Origin of the sequence: Chryseobacterium pyrolae (assembly GCF_025153485.1) — a bacterium.
GTDB lineage: Bacteria > Bacteroidota > Bacteroidia > Flavobacteriales > Weeksellaceae > Chryseobacterium > Chryseobacterium antibioticum.
On record NZ_JANZQH010000007.1, the window covers coordinates 216,761 to 233,696 of the forward strand.

19 protein-coding genes are annotated in these 16,936 nt (G+C 37.2%); 15 read left to right on the top strand and 4 right to left on the bottom strand.

Annotation, left to right across the window (positions count from 1 at the left end):
* Positions 1–4 precede the first annotated feature (4 nt).
* Complete coding sequence (locus NZD88_RS15575; RefSeq protein WP_259830341.1) at positions 5–505, top strand: ClbS/DfsB family four-helix bundle protein; 501 nt, start codon at positions 5–7, stop codon at positions 503–505.
* A gap of 51 nt (positions 506–556) precedes the next feature.
* On the opposite strand, the gene lysS is transcribed toward NZD88_RS15575, so the two are convergent.
* The 4 genes from lysS to NZD88_RS15595 all read right to left on the bottom strand — a co-directional run bounded on the left by lysS (position 557) and on the right by NZD88_RS15595 (position 4,043).
* The gene (lysS, locus tag NZD88_RS15580; protein WP_072922970.1) at positions 557–2,251 is read right to left on the bottom strand and encodes a lysine--tRNA ligase; all 1,695 of its coding nucleotides are present in this window, start codon (positions 2,249–2,251) and stop codon (positions 557–559) included.
* 261 nt (positions 2,252–2,512) lie between these two features.
* Positions 2,513–3,439, bottom strand: a complete 927-nt coding sequence (gene rlmF / locus NZD88_RS15585; RefSeq protein ID WP_259830343.1) for a 23S rRNA (adenine(1618)-N(6))-methyltransferase RlmF — start codon at positions 3,437–3,439, stop codon at positions 2,513–2,515.
* A 2-nt stretch (positions 3,440–3,441) separates the two neighbouring features.
* A complete protein-coding gene (locus tag NZD88_RS15590; RefSeq protein WP_259830344.1) occupies positions 3,442–3,816 on the bottom strand; it encodes a c-type cytochrome in 375 nt (124 codons plus the stop codon).
* Positions 3,816–4,043: a hypothetical protein gene (locus NZD88_RS15595; protein ID WP_259830345.1), complete on the bottom strand. Its 228-nt coding sequence runs from the start codon at positions 4,041–4,043 to the stop codon at positions 3,816–3,818. Before NZD88_RS15595 ends, NZD88_RS15590 begins: the two co-directional genes overlap by 1 nt.
* A 139-nt stretch (positions 4,044–4,182) precedes the next feature.
* On the opposite strand from NZD88_RS15595, the gene NZD88_RS15600 reads away from it, so the two are divergent.
* From NZD88_RS15600 to NZD88_RS15665, 14 genes are all read left to right on the top strand, one after another.
* Positions 4,183–4,827 (top strand): hypothetical protein, encoded by a 645-nt coding sequence (locus tag NZD88_RS15600; protein ID WP_259830346.1) that lies wholly within the window; start codon positions 4,183–4,185, stop codon positions 4,825–4,827.
* Positions 4,828–5,076: 249 nt separating this feature from the next.
* A complete protein-coding gene (locus NZD88_RS15605) occupies positions 5,077–6,501 on the top strand; it encodes an anthranilate synthase component I family protein (protein ID WP_259830347.1) in 1,425 nt (474 codons plus the stop codon).
* 74 nt (positions 6,502–6,575) lie between these two features.
* The gene (locus NZD88_RS15610; protein ID WP_259830348.1) at positions 6,576–7,184 is read left to right on the top strand and encodes an anthranilate synthase component II; all 609 of its coding nucleotides are present in this window, start codon (positions 6,576–6,578) and stop codon (positions 7,182–7,184) included.
* A 135-nt stretch (positions 7,185–7,319) separates the two neighbouring features.
* Complete coding sequence (gene trpD / locus NZD88_RS15615) at positions 7,320–8,309, top strand: anthranilate phosphoribosyltransferase (protein WP_259830349.1); 990 nt, start codon at positions 7,320–7,322, stop codon at positions 8,307–8,309.
* Positions 8,310–8,423: 114 nt separating this feature from the next.
* Positions 8,424–9,203 carry an indole-3-glycerol phosphate synthase TrpC gene (gene trpC / locus NZD88_RS15620; protein WP_259830350.1) on the top strand — a complete coding sequence of 260 codons (780 nt, stop codon included), beginning with the start codon at positions 8,424–8,426 and terminating at the stop codon, positions 9,201–9,203.
* 18 nt (positions 9,204–9,221) lie between these two features.
* Entirely contained in the window at positions 9,222–9,893 is a 672-nt protein-coding gene (locus NZD88_RS15625) for a phosphoribosylanthranilate isomerase (RefSeq protein ID WP_259830352.1), read from the top strand.
* A gap of 49 nt (positions 9,894–9,942) precedes the next feature.
* Positions 9,943–10,395, top strand: a complete 453-nt coding sequence (tnpA, locus tag NZD88_RS15630) for an IS200/IS605 family transposase (RefSeq protein ID WP_259830353.1) — start codon at positions 9,943–9,945, stop codon at positions 10,393–10,395.
* Between the two features lie 86 nt (positions 10,396–10,481).
* Entirely contained in the window at positions 10,482–11,006 is a 525-nt protein-coding gene (locus NZD88_RS15635) for a hypothetical protein (protein WP_259830354.1), read from the top strand.
* Positions 11,007–11,123: 117 nt separating this feature from the next.
* Positions 11,124–12,302: a tryptophan synthase subunit beta gene (trpB, locus tag NZD88_RS15640; protein ID WP_259830355.1), complete on the top strand. Its 1,179-nt coding sequence runs from the start codon at positions 11,124–11,126 to the stop codon at positions 12,300–12,302.
* Positions 12,303–12,399: 97 nt separating this feature from the next.
* Positions 12,400–13,134, top strand: a complete 735-nt coding sequence (trpA, locus tag NZD88_RS15645; RefSeq protein WP_259830358.1) for a tryptophan synthase subunit alpha — start codon at positions 12,400–12,402, stop codon at positions 13,132–13,134.
* A 79-nt stretch (positions 13,135–13,213) separates the two neighbouring features.
* Positions 13,214–13,942, top strand: coding sequence for a lipoyl(octanoyl) transferase LipB (gene lipB, locus NZD88_RS15650; RefSeq protein WP_169235385.1), 729 nt, complete (start codon positions 13,214–13,216; stop codon positions 13,940–13,942).
* Between the two features lie 187 nt (positions 13,943–14,129).
* Positions 14,130–15,182 carry a serine hydrolase domain-containing protein gene (locus NZD88_RS15655; RefSeq protein WP_259830361.1) on the top strand — a complete coding sequence of 351 codons (1,053 nt, stop codon included), beginning with the start codon at positions 14,130–14,132 and terminating at the stop codon, positions 15,180–15,182.
* Positions 15,183–15,490: 308 nt separating this feature from the next.
* Positions 15,491–16,444 (top strand): protein-glutamine glutaminase, encoded by a 954-nt coding sequence (locus tag NZD88_RS15660; RefSeq protein WP_259830363.1) that lies wholly within the window; start codon positions 15,491–15,493, stop codon positions 16,442–16,444.
* Positions 16,445–16,548: 104 nt separating this feature from the next.
* Complete coding sequence (locus NZD88_RS15665) at positions 16,549–16,833, top strand: hypothetical protein (RefSeq protein WP_169235382.1); 285 nt, start codon at positions 16,549–16,551, stop codon at positions 16,831–16,833.
* The last annotated feature ends 103 nt before the right edge of the window (positions 16,834–16,936 follow it).

The following is a 16,936-nucleotide window of genomic DNA, read 5'->3' on the forward strand; positions in this document are numbered from 1 at the left end:
ATCTATGGTACAGTATAAAGATAAAACCGAACTGATTGAAGCCGTAAAAAAGAATTACATGCTTTACGACAGGGAGTTGGATGATATCTCTGAAGAAGAAAAAGATCTTTTGAAACCCGGAATCGATAAAAGTCCCTCACAGAATCTATCTTATCAACTAGGTTGGACAAGCCTTCTTTTACAATGGGAAGCAAATGAGAAAAAAGGAATAGAAGTACAGACTCCGGCACCGGGATATAAGTGGAATAATTTAGGAGGACTTTACGAATCCTTTTATCATAAGTATGGAACTTACAACCTTCATCAGCAAAGAGAAATGCTGAAGAATCAGGTTGATGAAATTATAGAATGGATTGAAAGCCTTGATCATGAAACATTATTTATTCCCGAAAAGAGAAAATGGGCTACCACACCTGCAAAATGGCCGGTCTGGAAATGGATACATATCAATACGGTTGCGCCGTTTAAGAATTTCAGGGCTCAGCTGCGGAAATGGAAAAAATAAAAAGGTACAGAATTACTCTGTACCTTTTTATTTTTATTTTATATTTTAAGCTTACGCTAATTTCATCAAAAGAACCTCATCAATCTTCTCCACTTTCACCAAATTATTTTTAGTTAAAGTTTTAGATGCTTTATCCCATTTTTTTCCGGAAAGTTGACTTTGTTGTTTCACATCATTTAAGGCAAGCTGTTCTCCTGATTTTAAAATTTCAAGAATTACTTTTTCATCTTCACCCAATTCAATCTGAGGAACCGTTTTTTCCGGTCTCATCTGAGGGAAGAATAACACTTCCTGGATCGATGCATTGTTCGTCAGGAACATGATCAGTCTGTCCATTCCGATTCCTAATCCGGAAGTTGGAGGCATACCGTATTCCAAAGCTCTTAAGAAATCCTGGTCGATGAACATTGCTTCGTCATCCCCTCTTTCTGATAAAGCCATTTGGGATTCAAAACGTTCTCTCTGATCAATAGGGTCATTTAACTCGGAATATGCGTTGGCAATTTCCTTTCCACAAACCATTAATTCGAAACGCTCTGTCAAGCCCTCTTTGCTTCTGTGTTTCTTTGTCAATGGTGACATTTCAATCGGGTAATCTGTGATGAATGTCGGTTGGATGAAGTTTCCTTCACACTTTTCACCGAAAATCTCATCAATTAATTTTCCTTTCCCCATCGTTTCATTTACGTCAATTCCGATAGATTTAGCAAAATCAAACAGTTCCTGTTCAGTTTTCCCAGTGATATCGAAACCTGTATATTTTTGGATAGCTTCCGTCATGGAAACTCTTGGATAAGGCGCTTTCCAATTGATCGTATGTTCTCCGAAAGTAGATTCTGCACTTCCATTTACCTGATTGGCACAGAATTCCAGAAGTTTTTCCGTGAAATCCATCATCCAGTTGTAATCTTTGTAGGCTACATAGATCTCCATAGCTGTAAATTCAGGATTATGCGTTCTGTCCATCCCTTCATTTCTAAAGTTTTTAGAGAACTCATATACCCCGTCAAAACCTCCAACGATCAGTCTTTTCAGATATAATTCGTTAGCAATTCTTAAATATAATGGAATATCTAAAGCATTATGGTGTGTGATAAACGGTTTTGCTGCCGCTCCTCCCGGAATCGACTGCAGAATAGGGGTTTCTACCTCAAAATATCCGGCATCATTGAAGAAAGTTCTCATCGCATTGAACATTTTTGTTCTTTTTACAAAGATCTCTTTCACTTGCGGGTTAACCGTTAAATCTACATAACGCTGTCTGTATCTTAGTTCAGGATCTGTAAATCCGTCGTGTACGACTCCATTTTCATCAGTTTTAGCCTGAGGAAGCGGACGTAAAGCTTTAGTAAGAAGCGTAAAGTTCTTCACTAAAATCGTCATCTCCCCTACCTGAGTAGTGAATAAAGTTCCTTCGATACCGATGATATCTCCGATGTCCAAAAGGTGCTTATACACCTCATTGTACAGTTCTTTATCATCACCCGGGCAGATCTCGTCTCTGTTGAAATAAACCTGGATCTTACCCTTAGAGTCCTGCAATTCAGCAAAAGAAGCCTTTCCCTGAATTCTGCGGGACATCAATCTACCAGCGATCTTCACCTGTTTATTCTCAGAAAAATCCTGTTTTATAGATTCTGTAGTATCTGTAATCGTATACTCTTCCGCAGGGAACGCATTTATTCCCATTTCAGTAAGCTTATTAAGCTTTTCTCTTCTAATGATTTCTTGTTCTGATAATTGCATTTCTTATTTTTCTAAAAGCGTACAAATTTAGGCATTTTTAGTGATTTGTCAATTATGAATTTTGAATTTGCTTCGCAGTGAATCTGTCAGCGGATATTACTACTGGATTAAACGTGAATTGTCAATTGAGAATCTGCTCTGCAGTCAATTTATTAACAGGTTAAAAGTGAATCGTCAATTGTGAATTTGTTCAGCAATGAATTCATTGTTACGAACTAACATTGACCATTAACTTGCGCAGCAAAATTCACCATTACCATTTTACAACCAGTCTTTCCTACTCTTCTGAGGAATAAAGGTCCAGGCCAGCATTCTACTTACTTTTTGCCCCTGAGCCATATCGATTGTTTTGAAATCTAATGCTTTGACCTTCTTTAATAGGTTAGTCAACTTATACAGGTTGTCTTTTTTAGACACTAAACAGGTAAACCAAAGGACTTGTGAGGAATATTGGGTGCTTTCCTGAATCATTTTGGTAATAAAAGCAAGTTCGCCACCTTCGCACCACAATTCAGACTGTTGTCCGCCAAAATTAAGGAGAGGTTGTTTAGATTTTGATTTATTGATGTTTTTTGTCTTTCTCAGGTTTCCTTTCAAAGCAGATTCTTCAGAATCATGAAATGGAGGATTACACATAGAAAATGTAAAACGGTCTCCATTCTCAATGATATTTTTGAAAATATGATTGGCATCAGGCTGGTGTTTTAATTGAATAACAGGTAATAAATCCGGATTGTGATCTAAAATACGCTGTGCATTTTCCAAAGAGCCCTGGTTGATATCTGTTCCTAACATTCTCCAACCGTAAGATCTGTTGGCCAGTAAAGGATACACAAGATTCGCCCCTGTTCCGATATCCAAACCTGATATGGAAGCTCCTATAGGAATTTTAGTCTGATGATCTGCTAAAAGATCCGCAATATAGTGAACGTAATCTGCCCGTCCTGGAATCGGAGGGCATAAATTAGTCTCGGGAATATCCCAATTTTTAACTTGATAAAAATGTAAAAGTAATGCCTGATTAAGAAGTTTTACTGCTTTAGGAAGGCTAAAATTGATGGTAGCCGTTTGGTAAGCATTAACGAAGACATAGTGTTTCAGTTCTGGCACACAAGAAATAAGCTGATCAAAATCGTAGGGATTGCGATGCAGATTTCTTGTGTGCAGACTGGATTTTTCAGTAGTCATATTTATTTTTTCTGACTCAAAATATATTCTACCATTTTCTTAGCATCTTCTTTAGATACCTGTGGATGAGGAGCCATCGGAACACCTCCCCAAACTCCGCTTCCGCCTTCTATAATCTTCGATGCCAGCATTTCAATATCCTTATCAGAATATTTTTCTGCGATCTCTTTGTAAGAAGGTCCTATCATTCTCTCATTTACGGCATGGCATCCTGAACAGTCTAAGGTTTCAATGATCTGATCACCTGAAAGATTAGCTTTTACCGGCTCCGAAACAGCTGATGTTTCGGAAGGCATACTGGGTACCTCCGTATTTTCTTTTTTAGAACAGGAAAGGATCAAAAATCCTATAGCTCCTGCCAAAAGGAGTTTCTTCATTATTTTTTTGCTGCAGTAGAATCTGTTTTAGCCGCTTCAGGAGTAGCTGGTGCAGGAGTTGTTGCAGCAGCCGGAGCAGCTTTCTTCGCTGTTGAGTCTACTACAGTAGTAGTAGTTTCAGGCTCTTCAAGCATTGTGTTGCTGTCCTGTAATGTATGATCTGGTTTCTTAGAACAGTTTACGACTAATAAACCTCCAATAAATGCAATTGCTAATACTTTTCTCATTATTTTTTCTATAAAATTTAGACAAAAATATAAAAAATAAGCTTTTAAACTCATGACAAATGTTCATGTTATCCATATTTTTCCAGAAAATTAATGATTAGATAATGATTATATGCTCTAATAATTTTAAATTTAAGCTATGATTTTTATCTCCAAAATTCTGTTTTTCACCAGCCATCACGGTTTTTATACTGTGATTATACTTTTTGTATTTTTTGGACTACTTTCATATGTTACAAAAAAGGCCTGGTTTCTGGGTCCAATACTTCCTTTAGCTATTCTGAACGGTTTTGCCGGACAATATCTGAATGCCTGGTATTTAAACAAATATGGTGTAGAAAGTACAGCGATCATCACCTCTGATGTAGAAACCAATTCCACGCTGAACGACATGTATATCCATGATTATGAAGCCATTGTCAGGAAACAGGATGGTAAATATACCTCAACATTCTTTTCTACGACAAGCGCAACGATCTACCCTATTGAAAATGCCATCAGAATTCCTAGAATGGGAAGCCATTTTCCTGTAAAATATATTCCGGGATATGAGAAAAACATAGTCATTCTTTACTATCAATCCGAGGAAGGAAACAATGCGCTTAAATATGAAAAAATAGCCCCGATACAATCCGCAAAGATCAAGTATGAAGCGGACAGAACGAATAAAGAATTTATTGAAGAGTATATTGCCGCGCTGGAAGATTATGTAAAAACCTATGACAGTGAAGAATACAAAATAAAAATTGAAGAATTAAAAGCAGAGCTGAGGAAGCTTAAATAAAGAATTTTCATTTTAAGTTTTTTAATTTTTTGCTTTTTTCTTGTTTTGGTATAAAAAAAATTTCTACATTTGTCCCATGTTTAATATGAGCAACAATATTTGGTGGTGGCTTTCAAACTCTTCGTCGGGTCTGGAGGTATTGTCATGTTGCTAAGTACAGCAGAATAATTAAAATACACAATATATAGGCTTTGACGGATTCCGTTAAAGCCTTTTTTTATTTAATCCAAAACAAAAAATACAAGTCAGATGTCCATTCAAAAAATAAAAATAAAGACAGATTCTAAAAAAACATTGGGAGATCTTTACACTCCGATGAATATCTATCTTCAGATCAGAGACAGATTCCGGGATACGATTCTTTTGGAAAGTTCAGATTCTAAAAATATTGACAACAACTTTTCATTTATTGCCGTGAATGCAGTTGCAGGAATTGAAGTAAAGAACCTTAATGAGTTTGAAATTAAGCTTCCAGGTTCAGATCCTGTGAAACAAATGATCGGAGATCGCAATATCGCTGATATTTTTGATGAATTTCAAAGTGTTTTCGAATGTGAAACCACTCACGATCCTATTGAACAGACGGCTCAAAGTCTTTTTGGATATACAAGTTTTGAGGCGGTACAGTTCTTTGAAAACATCCATTTGAAACCGCAAAGCCCGGAAGTGGAAATCCCAATTCTCCGTTACAGATTATACCAGTACGTTATTGCCATCAACCATTACAATGATGAGATGCATATTATTGAAAATCAAATCCCTGGTTTAAAATCTGAACTATATCTGCTTGAGAATCTGATCAGAAATCAAAACACCCCGGTCTACCCTTTTGAGAAAACCGGTGACGAAACTTCTAACCTTACGGATGAAGAATATATCGAACTGGTAAAAACAGCCCAGAAACACTGTATGAGAGGTGATGTTTTCCAATTGGTACTGAGCAGAAGGTTTGAACAGAAGTTCAAAGGTGATGAATTTAATGTCTACCGCACACTTAGGAATATCAACCCCTCACCTTATCTTTTCTTTTTTGATTATGGAAATTATAAATTATTCGGATCAAGTCCCGAAAGCCAGCTGATCATCAAAGACAATAAGGCAATCATCCACCCTATTGCAGGAACTTTCAAGAGAACGGGGCATTTAGAAACTGATCTGGAGTCTATTGAAGCTTTAAAAAATGATCCGAAAGAAAATGCAGAACATACCATGCTGGTAGACCTGGCAAGAAATGATCTTGGAAAACTCGGCAAAAATGTAACGGTTACCAAGCTTAAGGAGATCCAGCTTTTCTCCCACGTTATTCATATGGTAAGTGAAGTGACAGCTGATCTTCCGGAAAACATCAATCCTCTTGACATGGTTTCTGCCACATTTCCACAGGGAACTTTAAGTGGTGCTCCCAAACACAGAGCTCTTCAGCTTATCGATCAATATGAAAAAGATTCCCGTGGCTATTACGGCGGATGTATTGGGATGATCGGATTAAATGGTACCTGCAACCAGGCAATTATGATCCGTACTTTTTTAAGCAGAAACAATACCCTTTATTACCAGGCCGGAGCCGGATTGGTGGCAAAATCAGTCCCTGAAAATGAATTGCAGGAAGTGAATAATAAATTGAATGCACTGAAAAAAGCAGTAGACAAAGCCGGCAAAATAGTGATGAGCTAAAAGTGATAAGTTAACAATAACTATCAATCGACAACCAGCAACAATCAACTCCCCAACAATTAAAAAAACAAAAAATGAGCAATAATATAAATCAACCAGCAACCCAAGAACAACTTAAAGTTCTGGTTTTTGACAACTACGACAGTTTTACGTATAATCTGGTTCAAATTATTGAAAGAATTCTGGATCAAAAAGTAGATGTGGTAAGAAATGATAAGATCACTTTGGAAGAGATCGGGAAATATGATAAAATTATCCTTTCACCAGGTCCCGGAATCCCGGAGGAAGCAGGAATTCTGTTGGATCTGATCAGAGAATATGCTCCTACCAAAAGTATTTTAGGAGTGTGTCTGGGACAACAGGCTATTGCAGAAGCTTTCGGAGGAAACCTGATTAATCTTTCAGAAATTTTCCATGGCGTAGCCACTTCCGCTGAATTAGTTAAAGAAAATACGAAAATTTTCAAAAATCTTGCATCAGGAATGGAAGTAGGAAGATACCACAGCTGGGCCGTTAATCCGGAAGGTTTCCCTGAAGAACTGGAAATTACTGCCGTAGATAAGGACGGAATGATCATGGCATTACAGCATAAAACCTATGATGTGCACGGTGTACAGTTTCATCCCGAAAGTATTTTAACTCCTGATGGAGAGGTGATTATCAGAAACTTTTTGATGAACTAAAATAAAGCTGACAAGCGAAAGATTTGCAAAAAAGCTTAGTTTCAGTTCAGTTGAAGATTTAATGCCTTTTGTTTACCCCTTAGAATTATGAAACCAACAGAAACAGATTACCCGACCACCATAAAAACGCCACAAATGAAAGAAATATTACAATACCTGTTCAATCATCACACTTTGTCCAAATCTGAGGCAAAGGCAATGATGATCGAGATTGCTCAGAATAAATTTAACACCGCAGAAGTTACAGCTTTCATCAGTGTATTCCTGATGCGGAATATTACGCTGAAAGAGTTGGAAGGTTTCAGGGAAGCTCTGCTGCAGATGACAGTACCTGTCCATCTTAATACCGAAGACACTCTGGATATTGTGGGAACCGGAGGTGATGGTAAAAACACCATCAATATATCAACGCTGGCAAGCTTTGTTGTAGCCGGAGCGGGACAGAAAGTGGCCAAACACGGAAATTATGGGGCTTCTGCCACCACGGGATCCTCGAATGTAATGGAAGAACTTGGCTATCAGTTTAAAAACAATTCAGAACAACTGAATGAAGAGCTTGAAAAAGCTAATATCTGTTTTCTGCATGCTCCCTATTTTCATCCTGCCCTTCAGTCTGTCAGTGCTTTAAGAAAAGCTTTAGGATTGAGAACATTTTTCAATCTTCTGGGCCCTCTTGTTAATCCGGCGAAACCTAAATATTCAGTTATAGGAGTTTATAACATGGAAATTGCAAGAATCTACCAATATCTTTTGCAGAAAGAGGAACGTGAGTTTATCCTTGTGCATGGTTTGGACGGATACGATGAAATAAGTCTTACGCAGGACAGCAAAATCATTACGAAAAATGGCGAAGAGATTTATTCCGCTGAAGATCTGGGATTTGATTCTGTAAGTCCGGAAAGTATCCTGGCTGGTGAAACACCTCAGGAATCCGCAAAGATTTTCAGGAATATTCTAGAAGGAAACGGTACGGTACAGCAAAACTCTGTGATTCTTGCGAATGCTTCGACTGCCCTTTTTCACACCCAAAAATTCGGAACCTATGAAGACTGCCTCTTACTGGCCAAAGAAAGTCTCGAGAGCGGAAAAGCATTAAAAAGCCTTCAACTATTGTTAAAGGGTTAATATTGCTATTTAAAAATTTAAATTATTAGTTGCTGGTTATTAGTGATACTGAAAATCATAAGATATCTTCCGGCACATCTAACCTCTAATATCTAACTTCTAGTTTCTAAACAAATGACCATACTAGATACAATTATTAAAAGAAAAAGAGAAGAAATTGCAGTTTCAAAAGCAGAAATTTCAATTGAAAGGCTTAAAAACTCTGAGTTTTTTGGAAGAAAAAGCTTTTCGTTAAAAGAATCTGTAAAAAATAAAAGTGGAATTATTGCTGAGTTTAAAAGACAATCTCCTTCAAAAGGGATCATCAATAATCAGGTTCAGCCTTTGGAAGTAGTTTCTGCCTATGAACGTTTTGGAGCATCAGGAATTTCGATCCTAACCGACCGTGATTTTTTTGGAGGAAATTTTGATGATATCCTGAATGTCAGAAACTATATCAACATTCCGATTCTGAGAAAAGATTTTATGGTAGATGAATACCAGTTTTATGAAGCTAAAAGTATTGGAGCTGATGCTGTTTTACTGATCGCAGCATGTCTGTCTCCTGATCAGGTTCTGGAATTTACTGAATTGGCTCATGAATTGGATCTGGAAGTTCTTTTAGAGATCCATACGGAAGAGGAACTGAAACATTTTAATGCTGACATTGATCTTGTAGGCATTAATAATAGAAATTTAAAAGACTTCAAAGTTGACCTGCAGCATTCTGTCCTTTTAAAAGACCAGCTTCCAAAAGAGGTGTTGTCTGTAGCGGAAAGTGGCATTTACACGATCGAAGATTTTAAATATTTAAAGCAAAAAGGATTTGACGGTTTTCTGATGGGAGAATATTTCATGAAGAATGAAAATCCTGCAGACAAATTCGCTGAATTTGTTTCCAATGTAGCAATGTAACAGTTTATCAATCTAGCAATGAATAGAAATCAGCAGCCAAAAATAAAAGTTTGTGGATTGACTCAATTAAATCAAATTCATGAATTGATCTCTATGGAAACGGATTTTCTCGGTTTCATCTTCTATGAAAAATCACCAAGATATGTTCTGGACAGATTGAGTTTAGAGGAAATTTCGAAGATCAGTCATCCGGGAAAAACAGGAGTTTTTGTCAATGAAGCAATTAAGAAGATTACAGACATCGTAAAAAAGGCAGGATTGAAACTTATTCAGTTACATGGTGATGAAAGTGAAGATTTTATTATTGAATTAAAACAAAAATTACATTCGGACGTTACCATTATAAAAGTGATCAGAATTGGGAACAATGATAATGAAACCCGGGAAAGGATAAAATACACCCTCAATTCTTACTGTTCAATGGTTAATTATTTCCTCTTTGACACAGACGGAAAGGCATTTGGAGGAACAGGAAAACAGTTCGACTGGACCCTGTTGAACGAATTTGATATTCCACTTCCCTATTTTTTAAGTGGCGGAATTTCAGAAAAAAACATTGACAATATCAGTCTTTTGAACCAAAAGCCATTTGCAGTTGATATCAATTCAAAATTTGAGCTAGAACCTGGAGATAAAGACCTTGAAAAAATAAGAAAATTATATCGCAAGAGTCCCAAAGGGACGATTTAACAAATAATTGGATGCAGTCCAATTAAAATTAAAACAAAAAAACACAAAAATGCCCCAGTCCCTAGTAAAAAATTATGTCCACATTGTTTTCAGTACAAAGTACCGGCAGGATTTCATTGATGAACAAATAGAAAAAGAATTATTTTCCTACATCGCGGTGATATGTAAAGATTTTGAAAGTCCGGCATTGCAGATAGGTGGATATGATGATCATATTCATATATTATGTCTTCTTTCACGGAAAATGGCTCTGATGAAACTGGTTCAGGAAATCAAGGCCCATTCTTCAAAATGGATAAAAACCAAAGGACCTCAATATGAAAATTTCTTTTGGCAGGATGGATACGGAGCATTTTCGGTAGGCAGAAATGAAGTTAACAGAGTTATTAATTACATCAAAAATCAGCGACAACACCATCAAAATCAAAAATTTAAGGATGAACTGATTGAAATGCTTGAAAAACATGATATTGAATATAATGAAAAATATATTTGGGATTGAATTTGGTGCAGAATGATAAGTAAAGGATTTTATCCTTTACTAAAGGTTAAATCGTCCCTTCGGGACTCTCTAAAAAATACACTAAAATGATGAACATACATCAGTTAAAAAAAACATTTTACAAAACCTTATTTCCGCCCAAGTTTGGGAATAAAAAAATTCAGTCTCTGTATAATTTTGTTTCTCATAATGACAGCGATACGGAATACTGGACCGTTAACGGGCAATTGCAGGAGTTTATCGGCATCATTAAAAGCTTTGATGAAAGTGATATTCAATATTTCTTTGAAAGGATCAGCCTTTGGAACAGCTATTATCTTGTGATTATTTCTGATAAATTTTTAGACAGCCACGTGAAAGCAAATGTCAAATATGATCTTGGAAAGATTTATGCTAAAATTTTCCTGCTTTATGAAGATTCGGATCCTTATTTTTTAATTGACAACCTGGAAATTGCTGTTACCATGTATGAGTCGAAAATAGATACGGCCACATTAATTGACCTGATCAGTAAAATTGAATTTATGCATCATAAAAAACTGATCACCAGACAACAACGAAATCATAACATTCACTTTATCAGCAGTCTGACCGATGAACTATCAAATTAAAAACACACATGAACTAACGGATCATGAAACAGAACATATTGTAGACCTTTGGGAAGTACAAATAACCCTTTCCGGTTTTCTAAAAAAACGCTTATTTAATCAATAAAGAATAAAAAAATGAATTATAAAAACCCTGATGAACATGGATATTATGGTGAATTCGGAGGCGCTTTCATCCCTGAAATGCTTTACCCGAATGTAGAGGAACTGCAGAATAATTATCTTGAGATCATAGAATCTGAAGAGTTTCAGAATGAATATCAGGACCTGCTTAAAAATTATGTGGGACGTGCTACACCACTCTATTTTGCAAAAAATTTAAGCCAGAAATATAATACTCAGATCTATTTAAAAAGAGAAGACCTTAACCATACCGGAGCCCATAAAATCAACAATGCTTTGGGGCAGGTTCTTCTGGCAAAACGTCTTGGAAAAACTAGGATTATTGCAGAAACAGGTGCCGGACAGCACGGTGTGGCCACGGCTACAGCCTGCGCCCTTCTTGGTTTGGAATGCATCGTTTATATGGGTGAAATTGACATCCAGCGACAGGCTCCGAATGTAGCAAGAATGAAAATGTTGGGTGCAGAAGTTATTCCAGCCACTTCAGGTTCAAAAACACTGAAAGATGCGGTGAATGAAGCGCTTAGAGACTGGATCAACAATCCTGTGACGACCCATTATGTAATCGGAAGTGTAGTGGGTCCTCATCCTTTTCCAGATCTGGTAGCCCGATTTCAAAGCATCATCTCAAAGGAGATCAGGGAACAGTTGAAAGAGAAAATAGGAAGGGAAAATCCGGATTACGTGATTGCCTGTGTAGGCGGAGGAAGCAATGCAGCCGGAACTTTTTACCATTTCGTAGAGGAAAAAGACGTTAAAATCATTGCCGCAGAAGCTGGCGGACTGGGCGTTGATTCAGGGAAATCGGCAGCCACGACTTTCCTTGGAACATTAGGCGTTCTTCACGGAAGCAAAAGCCTTGTTATGCAAACTGGAGACGGACAGGTGATTGAACCCCATTCTATCTCTGCCGGACTAGATTATCCGGGAATCGGACCATTTCATGCTCATTTGTTTAAAGAAAAACGCGCTGAATTTTTCAGTATTAATGATGAGGAAGCCCTAAAATCTGCTTTTGAATTAACAAAACTGGAAGGAATTATTCCAGCTCTGGAAAGTTCTCATGCCCTTGCGGTTTTGGATAAAAAGAAATTCAATGAAAACGATGTTGTTGTGATTTGCCTGAGCGGACGCGGGGACAAGGATATGGAAACTTATCTGAAGAATTTGTAAAATGTAAAAAGTATTGATGTACAATGGAACAGTTCCCAACATTTTACATCAATACTTTTTACATTCATACTTTTTACATCAATACATTAAAAAAACAATGAAAAAACTAAACATATACTTCACAGCAGGAATTCCGCAACTGGAAGATACCGCTGATATTATACAACTCATTCAAAATTCCGGAGCTGATATGATGGAGATCGGGATGCCCTATTCTGATCCTGTAGCAGACGGTCCGGTGATTCAGCAGGCGCATGAACTGGCTTTAAAGAACGGAATGACCATTGAAAAGCTGTTTGTCCAGTTGAAAACAGTAAAAGACAAAATACAGATTCCTGTTATTCTGATGGGATATATCAATCCTGTTTTGAGTTTTGGATTTGAGGAATTCTGTCGCGAATGTTCGGAAAGCGGAGTTTCTGGACTGATCATTCCTGACCTCCCTCCTATTGAGTTTGAAAACAATTATCAGCAAATCTTAAAAAAGTATAACCTTAATTTTACGTTTCTGGTGACTCCTGAAACCTCGGATGAAAGAATTCTGTATTTAGATTCTTTAAGTTCAGGCTTTCTGTATGCGGTAAGTTCTTCATCAACTACAGGAAATGACACTGCTGTCTTGAAAAATGAAAACTATCTGTCAAGGCTGGCGTCACTTCCCATTAAAAATCCTGTGATGATTGGTTTCGGAATTAAATCAAAGGACGATTTCGGGAATGTTACTGAAAAAGCAGACGGTGGGATTATCGGAACAGCTTTCGTCCATACGCTTTTGAATCATAAAGACTGGAAGAATGCTGCCATAGATTTTATCCATTCTATAAAAGGTTAAAATTCACTAAATTTGTATGTTAAAAATGGCAGGAAGTCGCGATTCCATATGACCATTACAAGAAAACAGACAGCAACGTATGAATACAAATCAAAATAAATCGGTAGAATTTGAAGATCTGGGTATCAAAGAATATCAGCCCGCCTGGGATTATCAGGAGAGTCTGATGAAAAATATCATTGATACTAAAATAAAAAACCGTGATTTACCTGCAGAAGAGCACATCACGACGCCAAACCATTTTTTATTGGTAGAGCATCCTCATGTTTACACGTTAGGAAAAAGCGGTCATGAAGAAAATATGCTTGCGGGTATCGACAAACTGAAGGAGATTGATGCCACTTTCGTAAAAGTTAACCGTGGTGGTGACATTACCTATCATGGTTTCGGCCAAATTGTAGGCTACCCTATTTTAGACCTTGAAAACTTCTTTACGGATATTCATTTGTATATGAGGAATCTCGAGGAAGTGATCATCAGGGCGATTGGTGAATTTGGTCTTAAAGGGGAACGTTCACCGGGAGAAACCGGAGTATGGCTGGATGTTGGGAAACCTTACGCCAGAAAGATCTGCGCGATGGGAGTAAAAGCTTCGCGATGGGTAACCCTTCATGGTTTTGCGCTGAATGTCAATACGGATATGCGTTATTTTGAATATATCATTCCTTGCGGAATCAAAGACAAACAGGTGACTTCTTTAAAAAGAGAACTTGAAAGAGAACTGACAACGGAGGAAGTGGAAGATCTGAAAGCAAAGATCAGAAAGCATTTTGCAGATGTTTTCGGAGCTGAGCTTATTCAGAAATAATACACTCCCGATTAGAAATAGAGACTGGCTGTCATTGTATAGCCAGTTTTTTTATGGTGTATACAAAAGAGAATAAGCAAGTTTAAATTTCAAAAATTTTCCATTCATTATATTATTTTAAAACTTATTTTTGATCTTCCTTATCATTTTAACATCACCTCTAATTTTTTTTAAGCTAAAAAACCAAATGAAGCCATTTATCAGAATCCTCTGCACTGCAGGATTGCTTTTCACAGCCTCTCAATCATGTGCACAAAGTAAAAAAAACGATTATATAAGCAGGATCGACAGTTTAATCGAGTCTCCAACCTCTCCAAGGCCTTTCAACGGAGTGGTTCTGATCACCCAAAACGGAAAAATCAAATACTCTAAAGCCTATGGTTTCAAAGACAGCAGGACGAAAGTTCCTTTGAAGATGAATGATCAATTCGAGATCATGTCTAATACCAAACAGATCACTTCTGTATTATTATTAAAACAATTTGAAAAGGGAAAAGTGGATCTGCAGGCTCCTATCAAAAAATATCTTCCCTCTCTGACACAGCCCTGGGCAGACTCGGTCACCGTTCATCAGCTATTGAATCACAGCCACGGAATTGTGGACACAGAGAAACCATTACTTTTCAAACCTGGCACTGAATTCAAATACGGTAATCTGTCGAATATTCTTTTAGGAAAGATCATTGAAAATGTTTCCGGTACCTCCTATATCCAATTGGCAACCGATTTATTTAAAGAGCTTCATTTGAAAAATACTTTCTGCTATTCCAAGGATAGCCGCAGGAATCTGGTGACTGGTCATATGAATAAGGATAATCATTTCACGCCTGTTGAGAATTCATTTATTAACAACGAAAATATGCCCGCTGACGGCGTTGTTACCACCGCTGAAGATATGGCACTCTGGAATTCACTTCTTCATAAAGGGAAAATTTTGAGCACTAAAAGCTATCAACTGATGACTACCTATTCTATCCTCTCACAGCATGATGTATTTGGAAAAGAGAAATCAGGTTACGGTTATAATATCCGTATCGTACAATACAGAGGTATTCCCTACTTAGGCCATACAGGGTTGGGTGATGGTTTTGCCTCTCTCAATGTATACGTTCCCGGTTCGGATGTCAGCATCATTGTCATGGAAAACCAGATGAGTGAAGACGGTGATCTGTACTACTACCAGGAAGCACTGATAAGAGATATCGTCTTACAAAGCAACCTGATCAAGAGCCAACGATAATTCTATTAAACTATAATACATATATATCCCGTCATTGCAGTGTGCGGGATTTCTTTTATGATTACTGAATTTTTATTAACATATTGATATTGAAACCCTACTCTAAACACGTAAAACACAGGTTTTAGACAAACATATGTTAAAATAATTATTTTTTTATCATAAAATAATTTGCTGGTATGGTATTTTTGTCTACTTTTAATATCACATTAAAGTGAACTATTTTTCAGTAAATGATTCGCTCAAAAAGCAACACACACCAAAACTTAGATAATACATTTATTACTAACCACCAAACTATGAAAATTATGAGAAAATTTCTGTTATCAATGATGGTATTTGTGGCAGCCTTGTCATTTAATGCCTGTACAGACTCCACCGCAGAACAGCAAATGAGTCAGAACGAAACCAGCACCAAAAATCTTACGGATCTGGGGAAAACAGTTCCGGTAGGGATAGAAGATGAAAACGGAACTTTAAAAGTTTCATTTATTGTTACCGCACAATTCTATACCATAACCCCAACAAAAGAGAATGAAAATTACATCAGCCTGATCAGAGAAGCGCTGAAAAATGAATCTCCTATTCAGGTTTTCATCAAGCCTAACACACATGAAATTGCAAAAGTAGAGAAAGGAAGCGAGGATGATGTACGCTATTTCAAATCTGTTTTCACAAAAGAGGCTAAAGATCAGGCGGGAAAATTAACCAGTGTTTTACCCAACATAGCTACCCTAAACAGCATGTTTACACTGATCAAAAATCAGGCTTGCGGTACTTCAACGGCTTCTTCACCATGTATCACATTCAGATATCCTGTTGACGGATGCTATGCAAGAGCTCACAAAATGAGACAAATCCTGATCAACAATGGCTACGACTGTGAGAAACAGTTTGTATACGGAAACCTAAAAGCCTCTACAGGGACTTGCTGTGTAGCCTGGAGTTACCACGTTGCCATTCTGGTAAGCTATAAAAATGCTTCAGGGGTTACTGAAAAAAGAATTATTGATCCTTCCCTTTTCCCTAGCGGACCTGTTACGGATACCGCATGGAGAAATGCATGCATCAATACGAGCTGTGGATCTGCATCTGTATCATCTTATGCCAACACAGCAGGAAATGTTTATTACAGAAGCCCTAGCGCCTCTTACCTGTATGACAACAACCTGGTGAACACCAATTGTGTACTGAACATATTCTCTTCACTTTCAGGATGTTCTCCTTCACCAGCTCCAAACGTTGGAGGTTGCGGATTCTAATTAACTTATACAGCTCCTGCTCTTTATCATCAATGAATTGCAGGAGTTATTTACTAAATATTTTTTCTATGAAAGTCTGGACTTATATACTATTAATACTATTTATGATCACATCCTGTTCCGGCAGTTCAAGTTCACAGAACCTGACCTGGTATAATAACTCAGTCATCACTAATGTTGCAGAGGATCCGGAGAAACCGGAAGAATTCACACGAGTATCCATCGGAATAAGTCCGCAAATCTTTTATCTGTCTAAAAAGGCAGATGATTATAAAACCCTTCTGGAAAAAACAAGCCAGAGCCACAAAAGAGGAAAAGCCTATAATATCGGTATTGAAAACAAGACCAATATTATTAAACAAATCAATGAAATTCCTTCAAAGAAGTAGCACCTCTTTTTGCTCAAAATACTGCACTTAAAAGCAGACTGATGAAAAAATCAGATGACCTCCCTCAAAATCCCCCATCACAAAGCATGATGGGGATTTTTAA